A 15,673-nucleotide genomic window follows, 5' to 3' on the forward strand; every position below is an offset into this window, starting at 1 on the left:
TCCATATCGGTTATCGTATTCATGCTCAGTCGCTTCGCTGCCAAGTCTGCGAGAACTCATTATGTCATGCGTCTTATTTATTCATGAAAGTGATGAAAAAACACAGTAAATTCTTAAATGAATGAGTGGTATGAATTGGAAACAATGTCACAATTGTTTTTTGTTTGGTGGGATTTTTATGACGAAATTCACATATTTTTTATAAGAAGTCACGTCTAATAGCCTGACTGCTTAAGAAAGATTAAAGCTGATAACGTCAGTTGCAAGTATCAGTAACAAGCGCGGTGACTAACAACGCTGGCTGAAACGAAAAAATATAATAAAGCATCATAAGGGCCTGTCTCAGACAGGCCCTTATTGATTTTATGGCAGAGGAATATAGTGGATTATTTGCGGTGTTCTGGCTGTGACCACATGCCTTCCTTTTGAGCCCAGTAGGCGCGATGATAATCCTCACCTGAATCATGCCAGAAACCGAGTGGTTGGTTAGGGAAACTGTTCGTGCATCTTAGATTTTTCTCCTCAATCAGGACATGACATCCTAATGCAGGTATCGCGTTGTGTCTGTCCACATCAGCCTTGCTCACATCAGCCATTGGGTGGCCGATCAAAAAAGAGCCGGCAATATCTTCTTCTTGCAATGCAGGGATCACATATATATCGCTTTGAATATAGGAATCGATGTATTCGAACAGGTGTGGATCGTTGATAACACCGCTGACGATCAGTGCCTGTAAAGACTTCATGGCATAGGTCTGTCCGGGAAAAAACGCTTGTTCTCGTAAATGATCCAGATAGGCAGAAGCCATATGGATGATATGACTTTGTGATTCTTCTGCCAGAGACCATAGTGCATCCATATTGGGGAAGAAAGGGGCTCCATCGTAAAATACTAGGGTGGCGCCGCTGGCCAATGCTGACGTATGCCAGAGCAAAGCAGTGCTACTGCATGAGCAATGACTGAGGATACGAGTACCAGGCTGAATATTGCAATGGAGTTGATGTTCTTTTAAATGATTGAGTATCGTTCCCCCGACACGATGGACGATTCGCACGTTCTTGCCTGAAGGCTGCTGATGGTGATGGACGAAGAGCGGATCATTAAAACCGACTCGTTCATAATTGATTCCTCTGGGGATATAACTGGCTAAAATCGCCTGCCAGTCTGAAAATGTATCGACGTAGTTGGATGAAAATTGTGGGGTTTGCAGGTATTCGATCTGGCATGTGTTACTCAAACTGGTCAGATGGTCAACCAGCTTTCGATTATTCTCTTCGGTGTTGATGGCTGTCCCTGCTCGGTTATATCCATTGCTGCAGAATAATATTTTAGGTTGCAATGGCTGAAAACATGCCATTGCAGTTTGAATATCCGTATCCTCCGGGGCGAGGGAAGACCAGATTGCGCCCAGACTGGTGACAGCCAGCAGAGCCACAATTGTTTCAGGGATATGGGGGAGATACCCAACGACGACATCCCCTCGCTCGACACCGTTTTGAGTCAGCCATTGCTGAACGAGTGAAACATGATCACACAGTTGTTGCCAAGTGAGTGTTTTTGTCTGACCGTTTTCATTTTTAAACCAGAGTGCGACGGTATCAGGCTCCTGAAATGCATAGGAGAGTAAATTTTCAGCATAATTGAGTTGGGCCTGAGGAAACCAGATCGTATCTCGGGCTGTGATGAACTTCTCCCATTTGACAATGGCTTCACCGAAGACGCAATCTCCTTGGAAGCCAATGACGTCACAGTATTGCCATATCTCCAGCCAGAACTGTTTACTGTGAGTTACTGACCATTGATGAAGTTGCTCAAAACCTTCAAGTGCTTCGCCTTGCATGTTGATGTGTTCAATAAATTGGTAAAGGTTTGATGAACGAATTGATTCAGGACTTGACGTCCATAATTGAGCATCGTTTGCCATAGTTATATCTCGTTGTCATATACAGACCAGTAAATTGGCGGTACTTACCATACTTATTGCTGGATCAACGGATTCTTTCTGATGAGTACATTCGTACCCAGAGACATCATCTGAAGATACATATCTAAAGTCTTGTGAGATTTGGTGAAAACGTCAAATAAGAAAGTGTTATCAGCGGGGGTGAATCACGAATAAAGTGAGGTGGATGACAAAATTCAGATAAAAAAATAGCCAGCCACAATATTGTGTGACTGGCTGTAATTTATTGTGAACAAATATTCATTCACTAACAACGTCAGTTGGCTAGGTGACCCTCGGCTTAAGAAGGGTCGCTTAGAATAATGCACGATGTGTGCCAACTACAAAATACCATTATTCTGTGCGTTTTGTAGGCAAAGTAAGTCATATGAGTCTTATTTTTTGCATATTGAAAATGCAAAATGCAAATTTCGAACAAAATGCTAGTGATACCATTGTCATATTAGTGTCAGAGAAAAGCCGTATAAGTTAAAACATATTTTGTTATACATCTAAACATTTGATGTCTTAATTTATATTGTAAGGCTTGTATTTTTATACTTTAAAATCAATTAATTAGGTTTTTGTTGGCCGTTTTTGTCTAAATTTTCGCTTGAAGTAAGCGTAAATCATATGTTAATGTTTTGGAAAATTAATTAGAGTTCAAAATAATTAGGCATTATCATGATCACCAACATACCATGGTCAGAAATGGCTAGAGCTGCACTAGAGCGAAATCATTCGCAGTGGATTTTTAGAACCCCCGTTCGTTCAGATGGTCAACGAATTCACGAATTAGTAAGTTTGTGTCCGCCATTGGATGAAAATTCTGCATATTGTAATTTTTTACAGTCAATTCATTTCCAAAAAACGTGCATTCTTGCTGAACAGCAAGATGAGATTTTGGGATTTATTTCTGCTTATCGTAAACCGGACAAGCCTTCAGATTTGTTCATTTGGCAGGTTGCCGTGCATCCGTCTGCCCGAGGGAAGGGTTTAGCTTTTGATATGTTAAAGCAGCTGATTTCTCAGGAGAACTTACAGGATATCGAAGCAATAGAGACCACGATTACCAGAGATAATCAGGGCTCTTGGAACCTATTTAAGAAATTTGACCATGCGAACGGTTTGCAAGGGCAGGTTTCGACGTTTCTTGATGAAACCCGGCATTTCGATGGGCAGCATGAAACGGAATATCTGTACCGCATTCCGCTTGAGTCAATCCCACAGACGTAGTGACGACTAAACGTAAGTATTTACTGAAGTGACAAGTACACTCCAGCGGCTGCTGTTGCCTGCTTGTTCAATTTACCCAATTCATACATAGAAAATTCAAACAAAGGAAATGTATTCAATTATGAATATTTTCAACGAGAAAGAGTCAAACGTACAATCGTATGCTAATCACTTCCCTGTCGTGTTCGCGACTGCAAAAGGGAGCTGTCTGTATTCCGAACGTGGTGACCGCTATCTTGATTTTTTAGCTGGTGCCGGTGCATTAAATTACGGTCATAACAATGCTATTTTGAAGCAGGCATTGCTGGATTATATTGACCGGGATGGTGTCACGCATGGCCTGGACATGTATTCGCAGGCTAAGGCCGAATTTTTACAAGCATTTGAGCACCACATTCTTCGCCCCCGTATGCTGGATTATAAAGTTCAGTTTACCGGACCAACCGGTACCAATGCGGTTGAAGCGGCATTAAAGCTGGCCCGAAAAGTGACTGGGCGCAGCAATGTTGTCGCCTTTACCAATGGTTTCCATGGTTGCTCGTATGGCGCACTTGCCGCGACGGGTAATCAGCATCACCGTGGCGCAGCAGGACTCCATTTACATGGCATTCAACGTCTGCCATATGATGGATATGCAGGGCAAGACGGCTTGAAATTGTTTGAAACCATGTTAACCGATGGTTCTTCGGGAATGGATAAACCCGCTGCTGTACTGGTTGAAACCGTACAGGGAGAAGGGGGGCTTAATGTCGCTTCCGAGAGCTGGCTACAACGTTTGAATACGCTGTGTAAACGACACAAAATTTTGCTGATTGTCGATGACATCCAAGCCGGGTGTGGCCGTACAGGAACCTTCTTTAGTTTTGAACCCGCCGGTATTACACCAGATATTGTGACGTTATCGAAATCAATCAGTGGTTATGGTCTGCCGATGTCACTGGTCCTGATGAAACCAGAGCTGGATGTTTGGGAATCCGGTGAGCATAACGGGACATTCCGTGGTAACAACCATGCGTTTGTGACGGCAACCAAAGCCATTGAAACCTATTGGACCAACCATGATCTTGAACATCACATTGGTGAGTGTGCCCAAGCGGTCACCCATGTGATTGAAAAAATGCTCCGTCGATACCCAGAGTTGCTTTCGCACCGTAAAGGCCGTGGACTGATGCAGGGTGTGGCATGTACTTCCGGTGAAGTTGCCGAAAACATTGCCCGGGAATGTTTCAATCAGAGCATGATTATCGAAACTGCTGGTCCTGAGGGTGAAGTTCTGAAGTTCTTCTGTCCATTGACGATCAGCTCCGACGAGCTGCAAGAAGGACTGGATATTTTTCAGCGTGCGACAGAGACCGTGGCACCGCAATACATCAAAAAAGCATCTTAAGGGATTGTTATGATTGTCAGAACATTAAAAGAATGTATTCAGAGTGAGCGACGTGTGGTCGCGGAAAACTGGGAAAGCGTCCGTATGTTATTGAAAGATGACAATATGGGGTTCTCATTTCATATTACGACGATTTATCAGGATACCGAGACACATATTCATTATAAGAATCATCTTGAATCTGTGTACTGCGTCTCCGGCAGCGGGGAAATAGAAGTTGTCGGTGGAGAGACCTTCCCGATTGAGCCGGGCACGTTGTATATCTTGGATCAGCATGATGAACATTATCTACGGGCTTATCCCGGACAGAATATGGTGATGGCTTGTGTCTTCAACCCACCGTTGAATGGACAAGAAGTTCATGATGCGTCCGGCGTCTATCCACTGAGTTAAGTCGTCAAAGTTGATTGTGATGTTGGAGGAATGTATCTATCCGGACAGTCAGGAGACTGTTCGGTCATAACAAGGAGAAAACATGTCATTTACCGTAGAGAAAATCGGCGGTACATCCATGACCGCATTTGATGCCGTCATGGATAATATCCTGCTACGGCCGGAAAACCCTTATCAACGTATTTTTGTGGTCTCTGCTTATTCAGGTATTACCGATGCGTTGTTGGAATGTAAAAAAACCGGTCAACCCGGTATTTATCAGTTAATCGCCCAGAGAAGTGAGAAGTGGCAGGAGAAAATGGAAGCGTTAGAGCAACGAATGATGCTCATCAACCAGAATATTTTTGCTGACCCGATGTCTCGTCTTCGCGCCGATAAGTTTATCCGCTCCCGTTTGTCTGAAGCGAAGAATTGTATCCGCAATATTATGGATACATGCCAGCATGGACAATTTTCCCTGAATCGTTATCTGCCGCAGATTCGAGAGTTTCTATCTTCTCTGGGAGAAGCACATAGTGCTTATAACACGGTCTTGAAACTGAAACATTCCGGTATTAACTCTCGTTTTATTGATTTGTCGGGATGGAATGAAGATCACCACGGTAGTCTGGATGATGTCGTTCGTCAGGCATTTGAGAGCGTTGATGTGACATGTGAACTCCCGATTGTGACTGGCTATGCGTATTGTGATGAAGGTTTGATGAAGACATATGACCGGGGCTACAGTGAGATGACGTTTAGTCGTATTGCTGCCCTCACGGGGGCGGGGCAGGCGATCATTCATAAAGAATACCATCTCAGTACCGCGGATCCGGGTATTGTCGGTGCGGATGTTGTGCGTCCGATGGGAGAGACGAACTTTGATGTCGCCGATCAATTGGCGAACCTCGGTATGGAAGCGATTCACCCCAATGCGGCGACTGGACTACGGCAGCAGAATATCCCTTTGATCGTGAAAAACACGTTTGAACCGGAACACCGTGGAACACGTATTTCAGGCGGACATGATCCGGAGAATCATCGGGTGGAAATTATTGCGGGCCGCGATAAAGTGTTTGCGTTGCATTTGTTTGATCAATCAATGGTTGGATTGGTCGATACCGTCAGTTATGAGATGGCCGAGATGATCGCTGAAGCGAAAGTTGATCTGATCGGAAAAGAGATGAATGCCAACTCGATGACTTATTATTTACACGGGCAGAGTGATAGTTTAAATCGTCTGCTCGCGAGTGTAGAGCAGCGTTATCCAGCGGCATCGGTTTCTGGAAAAATGGTGGCGTTGATCTCGGCGATTGGTGCTTCGATGGACACATGTGAAGTGCTGGCAAATGGTATGGTCGCATTGGGACAGGGCAATATTCAGCCGATGGCTGTCCATTCGTCACTCAGAAATGTCAATGTGCAGTTTTGTGTCGAAGATAAACATTATCATCAGGCGATTTGTTTGCTCCATGAAATGTTGATTGAAGAAAATTGTCCGAAAAGAAGCCCAAGGCGTTATGCCGCCTGATTTAGGTTAATCATGTGCATCAAAAGACGAGAAACGGATGACAGGCGCTGTCATCCGTTTTTTTATAATCCGTTTGTTTTGATACTTTGTAGAGAAACAATAAAATAAATGTGAATTAAATATGACGATTATTTTATCGGATGTAAATGTAAGCAGAAAATATATATTTATTATCATGTTTCATATGTGCGGAGCGAAAGATTCGGCGTTCAATTATCGGATAAACTTTATTACAATTATTTAAATTGAGTTTATGAAATAATTATGATAGGGGAAGTTTATTTTTTATAGTGACGATAGTATTCATTCTATATTTCATGGTTTTCGTCAAATCACATTAATCACCCCATGGAAACACTAATAGAAAATTTTTAACAAAAATACATTTTTATAAAATAAAATTCAAAATTGTTGGGTCAATTTATAAATTTAATAAAAATATTTTAATTTTGAGGTTTGTCAGGTTTTTTTGGTAGAAAATGTTGCACAATTTGGGTGCAATTGGTCTTGGAACATCATGATGGAATCCGATGTATTGATTATATCGGCGGATGCATATGTTTGGCATATATTTACGGACAATGATGAAAATAAGGACATTACCTTTATCTATATTCTACATACTTTTCGTTTAAGTACGAAACTAATTGCGATAAAGATTATAGAAATTAATTAAAAGGTAAATGAAATGAATAAAAAATATTTATCCAAAACGATGGCTGCGTTGATGCTCTGTACCTCTTTTGCTTCTTTTGCAAACGCGGATAAACCTACTGTCAAAATTTACGCAACGGGAGGAACCATTGCGGGAAGTTCTGAATCAAATATGGATACAACAGATTATAAAGCCGGCAAAATTGGGGTTGATCTGTTGATTTCTGCTGTACCTGAGTTAAAGGATTTTGCCCATGTGATTGGTGAGCAAATCGCCAATACAGACAGTAATAATATTAATCAGAATATTCTGTTAAAGCTCAGCAAAGCAATCAGCCTGCAACTGGCTGATGCCGACACCAGTGGTGTTGTGGTCACTCATGGAACTGACACACTTGAGGAAACTGCATTTTTCCTTGATTTGACAGTGAAAAGCGACAAGCCTGTAGTCATTGTTGGTGCAATGCGTCCGGCAACTGCAATTAGTGCGGATGGTGGCATGAACTTGCTGGAAGCTGTCAGACTGGCGTCAGACGATAATGCGAAAGATCGCGGCGCAATGGTTGTGCTGAATGACCGGATCGGTTCTGCATTTTATACCACCAAAACCAATTCAACGATGCTGGATACATTTAAAGCAACCGAACAGGGATATCTGGGTGCGTTCTTAAGTGGCGAACCGCATTTCTATTATGAGCCGACAAAACCAGTTGATAAGCCGTATTTCGATATCAGCCATGTCAAACAGCTACCAAAAGTGAAAATCCTGTATAGCTATCAAGACCAAGATCCTGCGTTGCTCCATGCAGCCATTAAAGAAGGCGCAAAAGGGATTGTTATTGCAGGCACTGGTAACGGTTCTTTATCAGATGTAATGCTTGAAGCCGTTCAAGAAACGATGGATAAAGGTATTCCGGTTGTTCGCTCAACCCGTACCGGTAACGGATTCGTAACGCCAAAACAGGAAGGTATCGGTTCCGGTGTTTATAATCCTCAGAAAGCGAAAGTGCTTTTGTCTCTGGCACTGGCTCATGGTGATAACCTTAAGACCATCAGAAATTATTTCGAAAACTAATTTCTCCTGATATATCTCGAAAGGGTCTGCAGCGCAGACCCTTTTTTTATCGTTTTAACTGGACCGTCACTTTTAGCGCAGTCTTAGCGGGACAGATCCTTTAACTCGTCATCCCACCATCTCTATCTTGACAGGACAGTCATCTTAACCATTCAGTAATGGATCTCACTAATTGATTTTTTTCTGCAGGTAATTTGTCTGGTTTCTTTATCGTTGGCTATATTGTGCATTATCTAGGCAATAATTGTGATAAGGACTCCGGCTATGATTCGTCATCTGTCATCGATGATTTTTACTGTACTGCTCTCATTGACTTCACTATTACCACTGACGTCTGTCCACGCTGAAGGTGCACCCGACAGTCTGAAAGAGTTGATTCCTCAGTTGGAAAGTTGGGGAAGAGATCCTGTTCTGATTGAGGCTGTGGAAGCACAGAATAAGCAGAAAGTCTCCTTGGATGAGATCAAAAAAATGGATGAGACATGGAGAAATACATCGGATGTCAATGATTTCATGTCTTCTCTGATGAGTAATAAAGCTGCAAAAAGGTTGCTGGAACTTGAAAATAGTATGCCGTTTCTGATTGAGCTTTTTCTCATGGACAATCAAGGCGCTAATGTGGCGATGACCAATAAGACGTCTGACTATTGGCAGGGAGATGAAGATAAGTTCATTCAGTCTTTCAACGGTGGCCAAGGGAAAGACTACATTGGTGAAGTGGAATACGATGATAGTGTACTCAGCTATCTTGTTCAGGTTTCTGTTCCAGTGATTGATCCTCAGGGGAAAACGATTGGTGCGCTGACTATCGGGATTAATCTTGATGAATATGAAGACCAGTAATGTACTGAGAGATTGATTATCACGTCATGAATTAAACCACCGATTTTAACCAAGAATTCTCATAATCATCAGATAAGAAACAGTCAACCACACCTCTCCTGTTCGTTATTCGTGACAGGTGAGGTGGCTGTTTGGGAGGAGATTGATGAATTATTTTAAAAATTTGGGAATTCGCTGGAAGTTATGTATTCCATTGATTCTTGTCATGTTACTGGTACTCACATTATCGGGCAGGAGTTTGTATTCAGAAGGATTACAGGCTGAAGCGATTACCATTGTGACCCGCCAAGAAATACCAGCACTGAGTTTGGTGCAGTCAGCGAATCGGGATCTGTATCAGGCTTGGGTCGCGGAACGGAGTATGCTGACATTACCCGTTAAAAGTGAGCAGTATCAACTCATGCAGAAAATGCATGATGACAGTATTAAAACTGCCAGTCAGAGTATGGAAAAACTCAAATCATTTCAGTTGAATGCAGAGATGAAGCAACTGGTTGAACAATTCTGGAAGACTTATCCTGAGTGGGTGGAAGTCACGGAGAGAATTGAACAAGAACGGAGTTCCAATTCCCGGGCCGGGCGCAGTACAGCGATCGGGCTATCGTTCAATGAGGGGTTCGAGTTATTTCAAAAGACGCAACATCACCTTGAATTAATTACCGATATTGTGGCCTTCAACGCTGATGAACGCACGGATAAGCTAGAAGAGATGCATCAGAATTATCGTTCAGGTCAGTTGTGGCTAGTCGGTTTCTCTTTGCTGATTTGTTTGGGGATTATCTGGTTTTTCCCATTAATGATTACGGGTGATTTGAAAAATATTACACAGCAAATTCAGGCACTGGCGAAAGGGGGCGGGGATTTAACCAAACGGTTGAAATTAAATCGTCGTGATGAATTAGGAGAACTGGCCACTTATCTGGACAAGTTTATGAGTGAACTCCATCAGCTTGTGACACAGATTATCAGTAATGCGCAAGAGAATAATGTCCATGTTTCTTCGTTAGGAGAGATGTCACGCAAAGCTTGCCAGACGGCTGAGAAACAGGTGCTCTCCATGCGAGAGGTCTCGGCGTCCAGTCATGAGATGAATGTAGCGATTCAGGATGTCTCTCTCAGTACATCCGAAGTGTCAGAGTCTACAGACAAAGCCGGCCAGTCTGCCCGTGAGGGCGAGCAGCAGGTCAGTGCAACCCAGCAGAGTATCAGTTTACTGAATGACAGTGTGGAGCAGGCCGTGGCTGCGATTTCTCGCATTGATGAATTCACGAACAAGATTAGTTCAGTCTTAACCATTATTAGTGGGATTGCCGAGCAGACGAATTTGCTGGCTCTGAATGCTGCAATTGAAGCGGCAAGAGCAGGGGATTCCGGGCGTGGTTTCGCTGTGGTTGCTGATGAAGTGCGAGGATTGGCGAGTAAAACGCAAAGTTGTACTGAAGATGTCAATGAAATGATTACCAATCTAGAGAAGAGTGTACGAGACGCTGTCCAGATCATGAACCAAGCGACTGAAAGAGCGTCTGTGACAAAACAGGCGAGTGAGAAGACCCAGCGAGCCATTGATGAGATGATGATGTCGATGGCGCATGTGACAGAAAAAACAACGCAAATCGCGGCTGTGATTATCGAGCAGAGTAAGATGGCCAAACATATTCAGGAGGAGATTAATGTCATTGAGGCTCAGTCTCAGGAAAGTGTTGAAGAGTCTTCTGAGGTTGATCAGGCCTGCCGCAAGCTGGATCAGCTCCATCAACACTTATCTCAGGTGCTTGGAAAATTTACCGTATAACGATATTGACAGCATGACACCGGATCAGCTTCAAATTTTTTGATGAAGAGCCTCGAATGCGCCTTCTCATCATTCACGGTTGAGTTTTTTAGAATTTGCTTGTCACTTAAATCATAACCGGAGAGCACCTATGTCCAATGTACGGCAAATTCACCAAATTATCCCGGCTCAGCCGACTTCTGATGGAGATGGTGTCAAAATTCGTCGGGTCGCCGGTTTCAACCACAAACAGTTTTCACCATTTTTGATGCTCGATGAACTTAAATCTGATGAACGGGCTGATTATGTGGGTGGCTTCCCCCCCCATCCGCATCGTGGTATCGAAACACTGACTTATATGATGCAAGGCCATTTTCAACATCGGGATCATATGGGGAATGTCGGAGAACTTCGTTCTGGTGGTGCACAGTGGATGGCCGCGGGTCGTGGTGTGATTCATAGTGAAATGCCAATGATGGAAGATGGTTCCTTACATGGATTTCAGATTTGGATTAACCAGCCAGCGAAAAATAAGATGCAGCCGGCGCAATACCATGACTTTCAGCCTGAAGTTGTCACCGAATATACGCATGATGAAACCGGTTTGTTGAGAGTGCTTGCAGGTCAAGCTGAAATTGCGGGGCAGATGTTAAGTGGTCCTTTATTACAAACAGGGGTTCCATTACTTGTTGCAGACTGGCGGGCGAACTTAGACCAGTCGCTTCATCTTCAGATACCGCAGCAGCATCAGGCCATGATCTACGTTTATCGGGGTGAAGTACAACTGGACTCTCGTGTTGTTAAAGCCGGAGAGTTTGCTTTGCTGACTCAGGGAGATAGCTTAATGGCGCAGTCCAAGACGTCCGATAATGGAATGTTGATTCTTGCTGGTGAACCAATTCACGAGCCTGTGGTACACTATGGTCCGTTTGTGATGAACTCATATGCTGAAATTGAGCAAGCAATTAACGATTACAACAGTGGTCAATTTGAGACTTATTAATTGTTCATAGAAGTTTAACTACAGTCGTGAGCAGCTTGATGTTAAATTAAGCAATGCCATCCGCGACTATATTATTGATATGCAAACTGCGCTATTGGTTTGGTAGAGGTCTATTTTTAGAGGATATCTTACCGTTCTCGATTGTGTCCATGATTAGAATTTGTTCCAATGGACATGACCCTGACGATGGTTATCTTTCATGATCAGTCGTCCCTGAAGTTACGAAAAGGAGCACACCATTGAAATCATTATTGGCAGTGCTGGGACTATTGCTTATCGGCTGTAGCGCAGTATTGATTTATATGAGTTATCAAGACTATATCAGCCCGAAGAAAGTTTATGGCGTTTGGTTAGAAACACAAGTCATGCATGATCGGCGAGAAGTCATTACATTTAATAAGCGTGGGGTTTATCGAAATAGCCACCTGATTACCACAAAATTTGATTTTGATGGGAAGCGGGTTCAGTTTAAAAGCGGTGGCCAGGAACATATCTATCAAATTAGTGGTACGGCTGCTTCCCCTCAGTTAAAACGTATCGAACCGAGTCAACCGGTTCAGGTTTTGATTAAAAAAGGTTACGAACACACACTGGAAAAGCCCGACAATGCTTGGCGTAGGGTGAATACCAGAAGCTCATTCGCCGAAGGGTTCACCAACGGCGATTAGTCTATTCTTCAACGATGTGATCATCCGTTGTCAGAATCGTGTCGATGATGTGGATTGGGGCTGGTGATATCCGATATTTTTTGTTAGCGTTCGACTCACGGATATTGATAATTGACCCTGACCTATGAATTCATGGATTAACGACATTCTTTCATCTTCTATATGGCAAAGAGAAGACACGAATGTGCTCTTGATTACACTTGCCAGTTTTGTCGCTTGGATGGTATGGCGCTTTATCTATCGTCATCTGAATCAACTCACTGAAAAAACCAAAGTTCATTGGGATGATCTTCTCCTCCACGCATTACGCTCCCCAATCAGTGTATTGATCTGGCTTTGGCCGGCGACAATTTCCCTCGGTTTGTTACTTGAAGATATGATTACCAGCCGATTAGACTGGCTGGAAACCCTTAAATTGGTGTTATTAGTCTGTTGCTTTGTCTGGACGTTGATACGGTTAGTCAACAATATAGAAGATTATGTATTGCAGACGAAAGACAAGGACAAAACAACCGTTCAAGCCATTTCCAAAGTCGTTAAGTTGTTGGTGTTTGTCGTCGGCTTGCTGTCGATTATGCAAACATTTGGGCTCAGTCTGTCGGGATTACTGACGTTTGGAGGTGTCGGTGGCTTAGTGGTCGGTTTTGCCGCAAAAGATCTGCTGTCGAATTTTTTCGGCGGCATGATGATCTACTTTGATCGCCCTTTTAAGGTTGGCGATTGGATTCGCTCACCGGATCGCGCCATTGAAGGGACCGTTGAGCGGATTGGTTGGCGAATGACAGTGATTCGCACGTTTGATAAACGTCCGCTTTACGTACCGAACTCGGTATTCAGTAGTATTGTAGTTGAAAACCCGTCGCGGATGCTCAATCGCCGTATCTATGAAGTCATCGGTTTACGATATGACGATTCTGAGAAAATTGCTACGATTGTCACTGATGTGCGGCAGATGCTGGAGGAACACCCTGATATTGATGTTAACCAGACGCTGATTGTTAATTTTGATTCTTTTGGTGCATCATCACTCGATTTCTTCATCTACACCTTTACGAAAACGGTCAATTGGATGCGTTACCATAACGTAAAACAGGATGTGCTGCTAAAAGTCATGGAAATTATCCATCATCACGGTGCGGATATCGCTTATCCAACTCAAACCCTCAAATTAGAGCCTGAAAGCGTGGGCTCTGAATCACTCCAAGCACATACGAGCCAAAGTTAACTTCAGATATTTCTTGTTGCCCCGTCAAATTGCCCGAGCAGATTTCCATCTGCTCGCGGTATATATTACTTTGTTTATTGATATGGAGAGGCTATTTTTATAGCGCTGTGGCAATTTCTGTCATTAACCGAAGAGAAGATCTGTTTGAATTTGATGAAATGAAATTGATTGCATAAAATTAAATTTTGTCAGTGATGAAAACTTCCTGACAAAGTGATGTGATTCGAACAAGATAGCCCGTTCTAGTCCACATACCAAACCATGAAGCAAGGAGGAAAGATGCGTGTTGATATCGCTGGTCGGCTTTTGGGTGATTTTTTTCTTGAAGCAAAAGTGGCGATAGCTGATATTGGTTTGTATTACGGACTGGATATCAGTGATTATCCAGAAAATATGACATTAGAAATGTTGGTTTATCAGCAGGTAGGAGATCAGCCTGAACAAGGTGATTCCTTTTACTGGCAGGGATTAACTTGGGTGGTTGCACGAGTTCGTGATTGGCGGGTTCAACTCGTCGGACTCAAGTTACCGATGAATTGAGTTCGTCGAACCAAGCAGCCCACACCAGATGCCGTGATTCAGGCGGCTGCAATATATTTACGTTGATTATGTTTCATGGCTTTGAGGGTGGCGATCAGCTGATCAATATCGAAATCAATATTGAATTGTTGCTTCAAATTGGCAAGAAAGACAGCATCTTCACACATCGCTTTTTCGGGCTCGTCACTGATCTTAGCCACGGGGCGGCCATGACATTCAGCGAGTTTGATCACAATCGATAGCGGCTTATACGGGTGATCATATTTGTTTTTCCAGCCTCCCAGATCATTGGTGAGGAATGTTCCGATCCCGAAAGAAATCTGAGCACGTCCAGCAAAATACTCACACAGTTCCAGTGCTTGGCTGAAGTCGAGACTATCGGAGAAAATAAAGAGTTTTTTCCGCGGGTCGATCCCCAGTTTTTGATAGTGTGCAATCATCTTTTCACCCCAAGTGAAGGGGCAGCCAGAATCATGACGGACACCGTCGTAAGCTTTTGCTAAATGCATATTAAAATCATTGAGGAAAGCATCGATATTCAGCGTATCGGTAGGCGCGATAGACAGTTGGCCATCAAATGCGGTCAGCCACTGTTCCAGCGCAACACGTTGTGAATCTCCCGGATTAACCAGTGCCTGATGACCCATAAACCATTCGTGCGCGATTGTCCCAATCGGTTTGAGGTCGAATTTCCGGGCAAAATGATAGTTGCTCGTGCCGAGTAACAGCTCTGGGATCTCTTGCTTCAACTCGGCCATGACTTGTTCTTGTATATGTGCTGAGAAACGGCGACGTGTCCCCATTTCCGTGAGTCTAAAGTTATCAATACCGCGTTCGGCCAACTCATGCTTCAGCGCGATAAGCTTATTGTGCAATACCTGGCGAGGTAAGTCAGCGGGAACGTCTTGCCAGCCATGGCGGCTTCTGACTTCTGAAATGATCGCCATAATCATCGTTTCATACAAAATCGTGTCGCGCCATGTTCCCCGGACGCCAACGCGCAGTTGACGTTTGGAACCTTGCTGGATGATGCCGAATTCAACCTGCTGTGTCGGCTGAAACTGGAAATAGCGTAATGCATGCAGGAAAGCTGGTTTCAGATGAGGAGAACTCTTTTTCAGATAGTCAATTTCTGCCTGAGAAAAGCGTAATCTCGACAGCTGTTCTACCTCACTGCGAATTTCCGGGAGCAGCCCGGTAATATCTTCTTCTGAGCGGACGGTCAGTTCGTAACGGACTTCAATGTTAGGATAAAACGTATGGATGGCCTGCATCATATTAATTTTATATGCATCTAAATCCAACAGACTTTGGATGATATGTTTAGAAAAAAGATGATTGTTCATGGGGGCCATCCTCACTTTTATGTTAGTAACATTGTGTGCCTAACCTAACGCGGACATTAAATGAGACGCGCGCATTTGT

The 15,673-nt window shown here is 43.5% G+C and carries 13 protein-coding genes; 11 read left to right on the plus strand and 2 right to left on the minus strand.

Annotated elements, in window-relative coordinates:
• Positions 1-386: 386 nt before the first annotated feature.
• Positions 387-1,925, minus strand: a complete 1,539-nt coding sequence (locus BSQ33_RS20755) for an AMP-binding protein (RefSeq protein WP_088135213.1) — start codon at positions 1,923-1,925, stop codon at positions 387-389.
• 702 nt (positions 1,926-2,627) lie between these two features.
• Between BSQ33_RS20755 and ectA the strand changes: the two genes are divergently transcribed.
• The 11 genes from ectA to BSQ33_RS20810 all read left to right on the plus strand — a co-directional run bounded on the left by ectA (position 2,628) and on the right by BSQ33_RS20810 (position 14,248).
• Complete coding sequence (gene ectA, locus BSQ33_RS20760) at positions 2,628-3,179, plus strand: diaminobutyrate acetyltransferase (protein ID WP_088135214.1); 552 nt, start codon at positions 2,628-2,630, stop codon at positions 3,177-3,179.
• Positions 3,180-3,300: 121 nt separating this feature from the next.
• Entirely contained in the window at positions 3,301-4,566 is a 1,266-nt protein-coding gene (ectB, locus tag BSQ33_RS20765; protein WP_021021324.1) for a diaminobutyrate--2-oxoglutarate transaminase, read from the plus strand.
• Between the two features lie 9 nt (positions 4,567-4,575).
• Positions 4,576-4,959 (plus strand): ectoine synthase, encoded by a 384-nt coding sequence (locus BSQ33_RS20770; protein ID WP_021021325.1) that lies wholly within the window; start codon positions 4,576-4,578, stop codon positions 4,957-4,959.
• Between the two features lie 82 nt (positions 4,960-5,041).
• Positions 5,042-6,469: an aspartate kinase gene (locus tag BSQ33_RS20775; protein ID WP_021021326.1), complete on the plus strand. Its 1,428-nt coding sequence runs from the start codon at positions 5,042-5,044 to the stop codon at positions 6,467-6,469.
• Positions 6,470-7,157: 688 nt separating this feature from the next.
• A complete protein-coding gene (locus tag BSQ33_RS20780; RefSeq protein WP_021021328.1) occupies positions 7,158-8,198 on the plus strand; it encodes a type II asparaginase in 1,041 nt (346 codons plus the stop codon).
• A 264-nt stretch (positions 8,199-8,462) separates the two neighbouring features.
• On the plus strand, positions 8,463-9,041 hold the full coding sequence (locus BSQ33_RS20785; protein WP_198298209.1) for a PDC sensor domain-containing protein: 579 nt from the start codon (positions 8,463-8,465) through the stop codon (positions 9,039-9,041).
• A 145-nt stretch (positions 9,042-9,186) separates the two neighbouring features.
• On the plus strand, positions 9,187-10,833 hold the full coding sequence (locus BSQ33_RS20790) for a methyl-accepting chemotaxis protein (protein WP_088135215.1): 1,647 nt from the start codon (positions 9,187-9,189) through the stop codon (positions 10,831-10,833).
• Between the two features lie 130 nt (positions 10,834-10,963).
• A complete protein-coding gene (locus BSQ33_RS20795; protein WP_021021331.1) occupies positions 10,964-11,815 on the plus strand; it encodes a pirin family protein in 852 nt (283 codons plus the stop codon).
• Between the two features lie 239 nt (positions 11,816-12,054).
• Positions 12,055-12,483 carry a DUF2850 domain-containing protein gene (locus BSQ33_RS20800; RefSeq protein WP_021021332.1) on the plus strand — a complete coding sequence of 143 codons (429 nt, stop codon included), beginning with the start codon at positions 12,055-12,057 and terminating at the stop codon, positions 12,481-12,483.
• Between the two features lie 124 nt (positions 12,484-12,607).
• Positions 12,608-13,708: a mechanosensitive ion channel family protein gene (locus tag BSQ33_RS20805; protein WP_021021333.1), complete on the plus strand. Its 1,101-nt coding sequence runs from the start codon at positions 12,608-12,610 to the stop codon at positions 13,706-13,708.
• A gap of 279 nt (positions 13,709-13,987) precedes the next feature.
• Positions 13,988-14,248 carry a transporter associated domain-containing protein gene (locus BSQ33_RS20810; RefSeq protein WP_021021334.1) on the plus strand — a complete coding sequence of 87 codons (261 nt, stop codon included), beginning with the start codon at positions 13,988-13,990 and terminating at the stop codon, positions 14,246-14,248.
• Positions 14,249-14,286: 38 nt separating this feature from the next.
• On the opposite strand, the gene pncB is transcribed toward BSQ33_RS20810, so the two are convergent.
• Positions 14,287-15,594 carry a nicotinate phosphoribosyltransferase gene (pncB, locus tag BSQ33_RS20815; protein ID WP_088135216.1) on the minus strand — a complete coding sequence of 436 codons (1,308 nt, stop codon included), beginning with the start codon at positions 15,592-15,594 and terminating at the stop codon, positions 14,287-14,289.
• Positions 15,595-15,673 lie beyond the last annotated feature (79 nt).

Source organism: Vibrio gazogenes (assembly GCF_002196515.1).
In the GTDB taxonomy this organism is placed as follows: domain Bacteria; phylum Pseudomonadota; class Gammaproteobacteria; order Enterobacterales; family Vibrionaceae; genus Vibrio; species Vibrio gazogenes_A.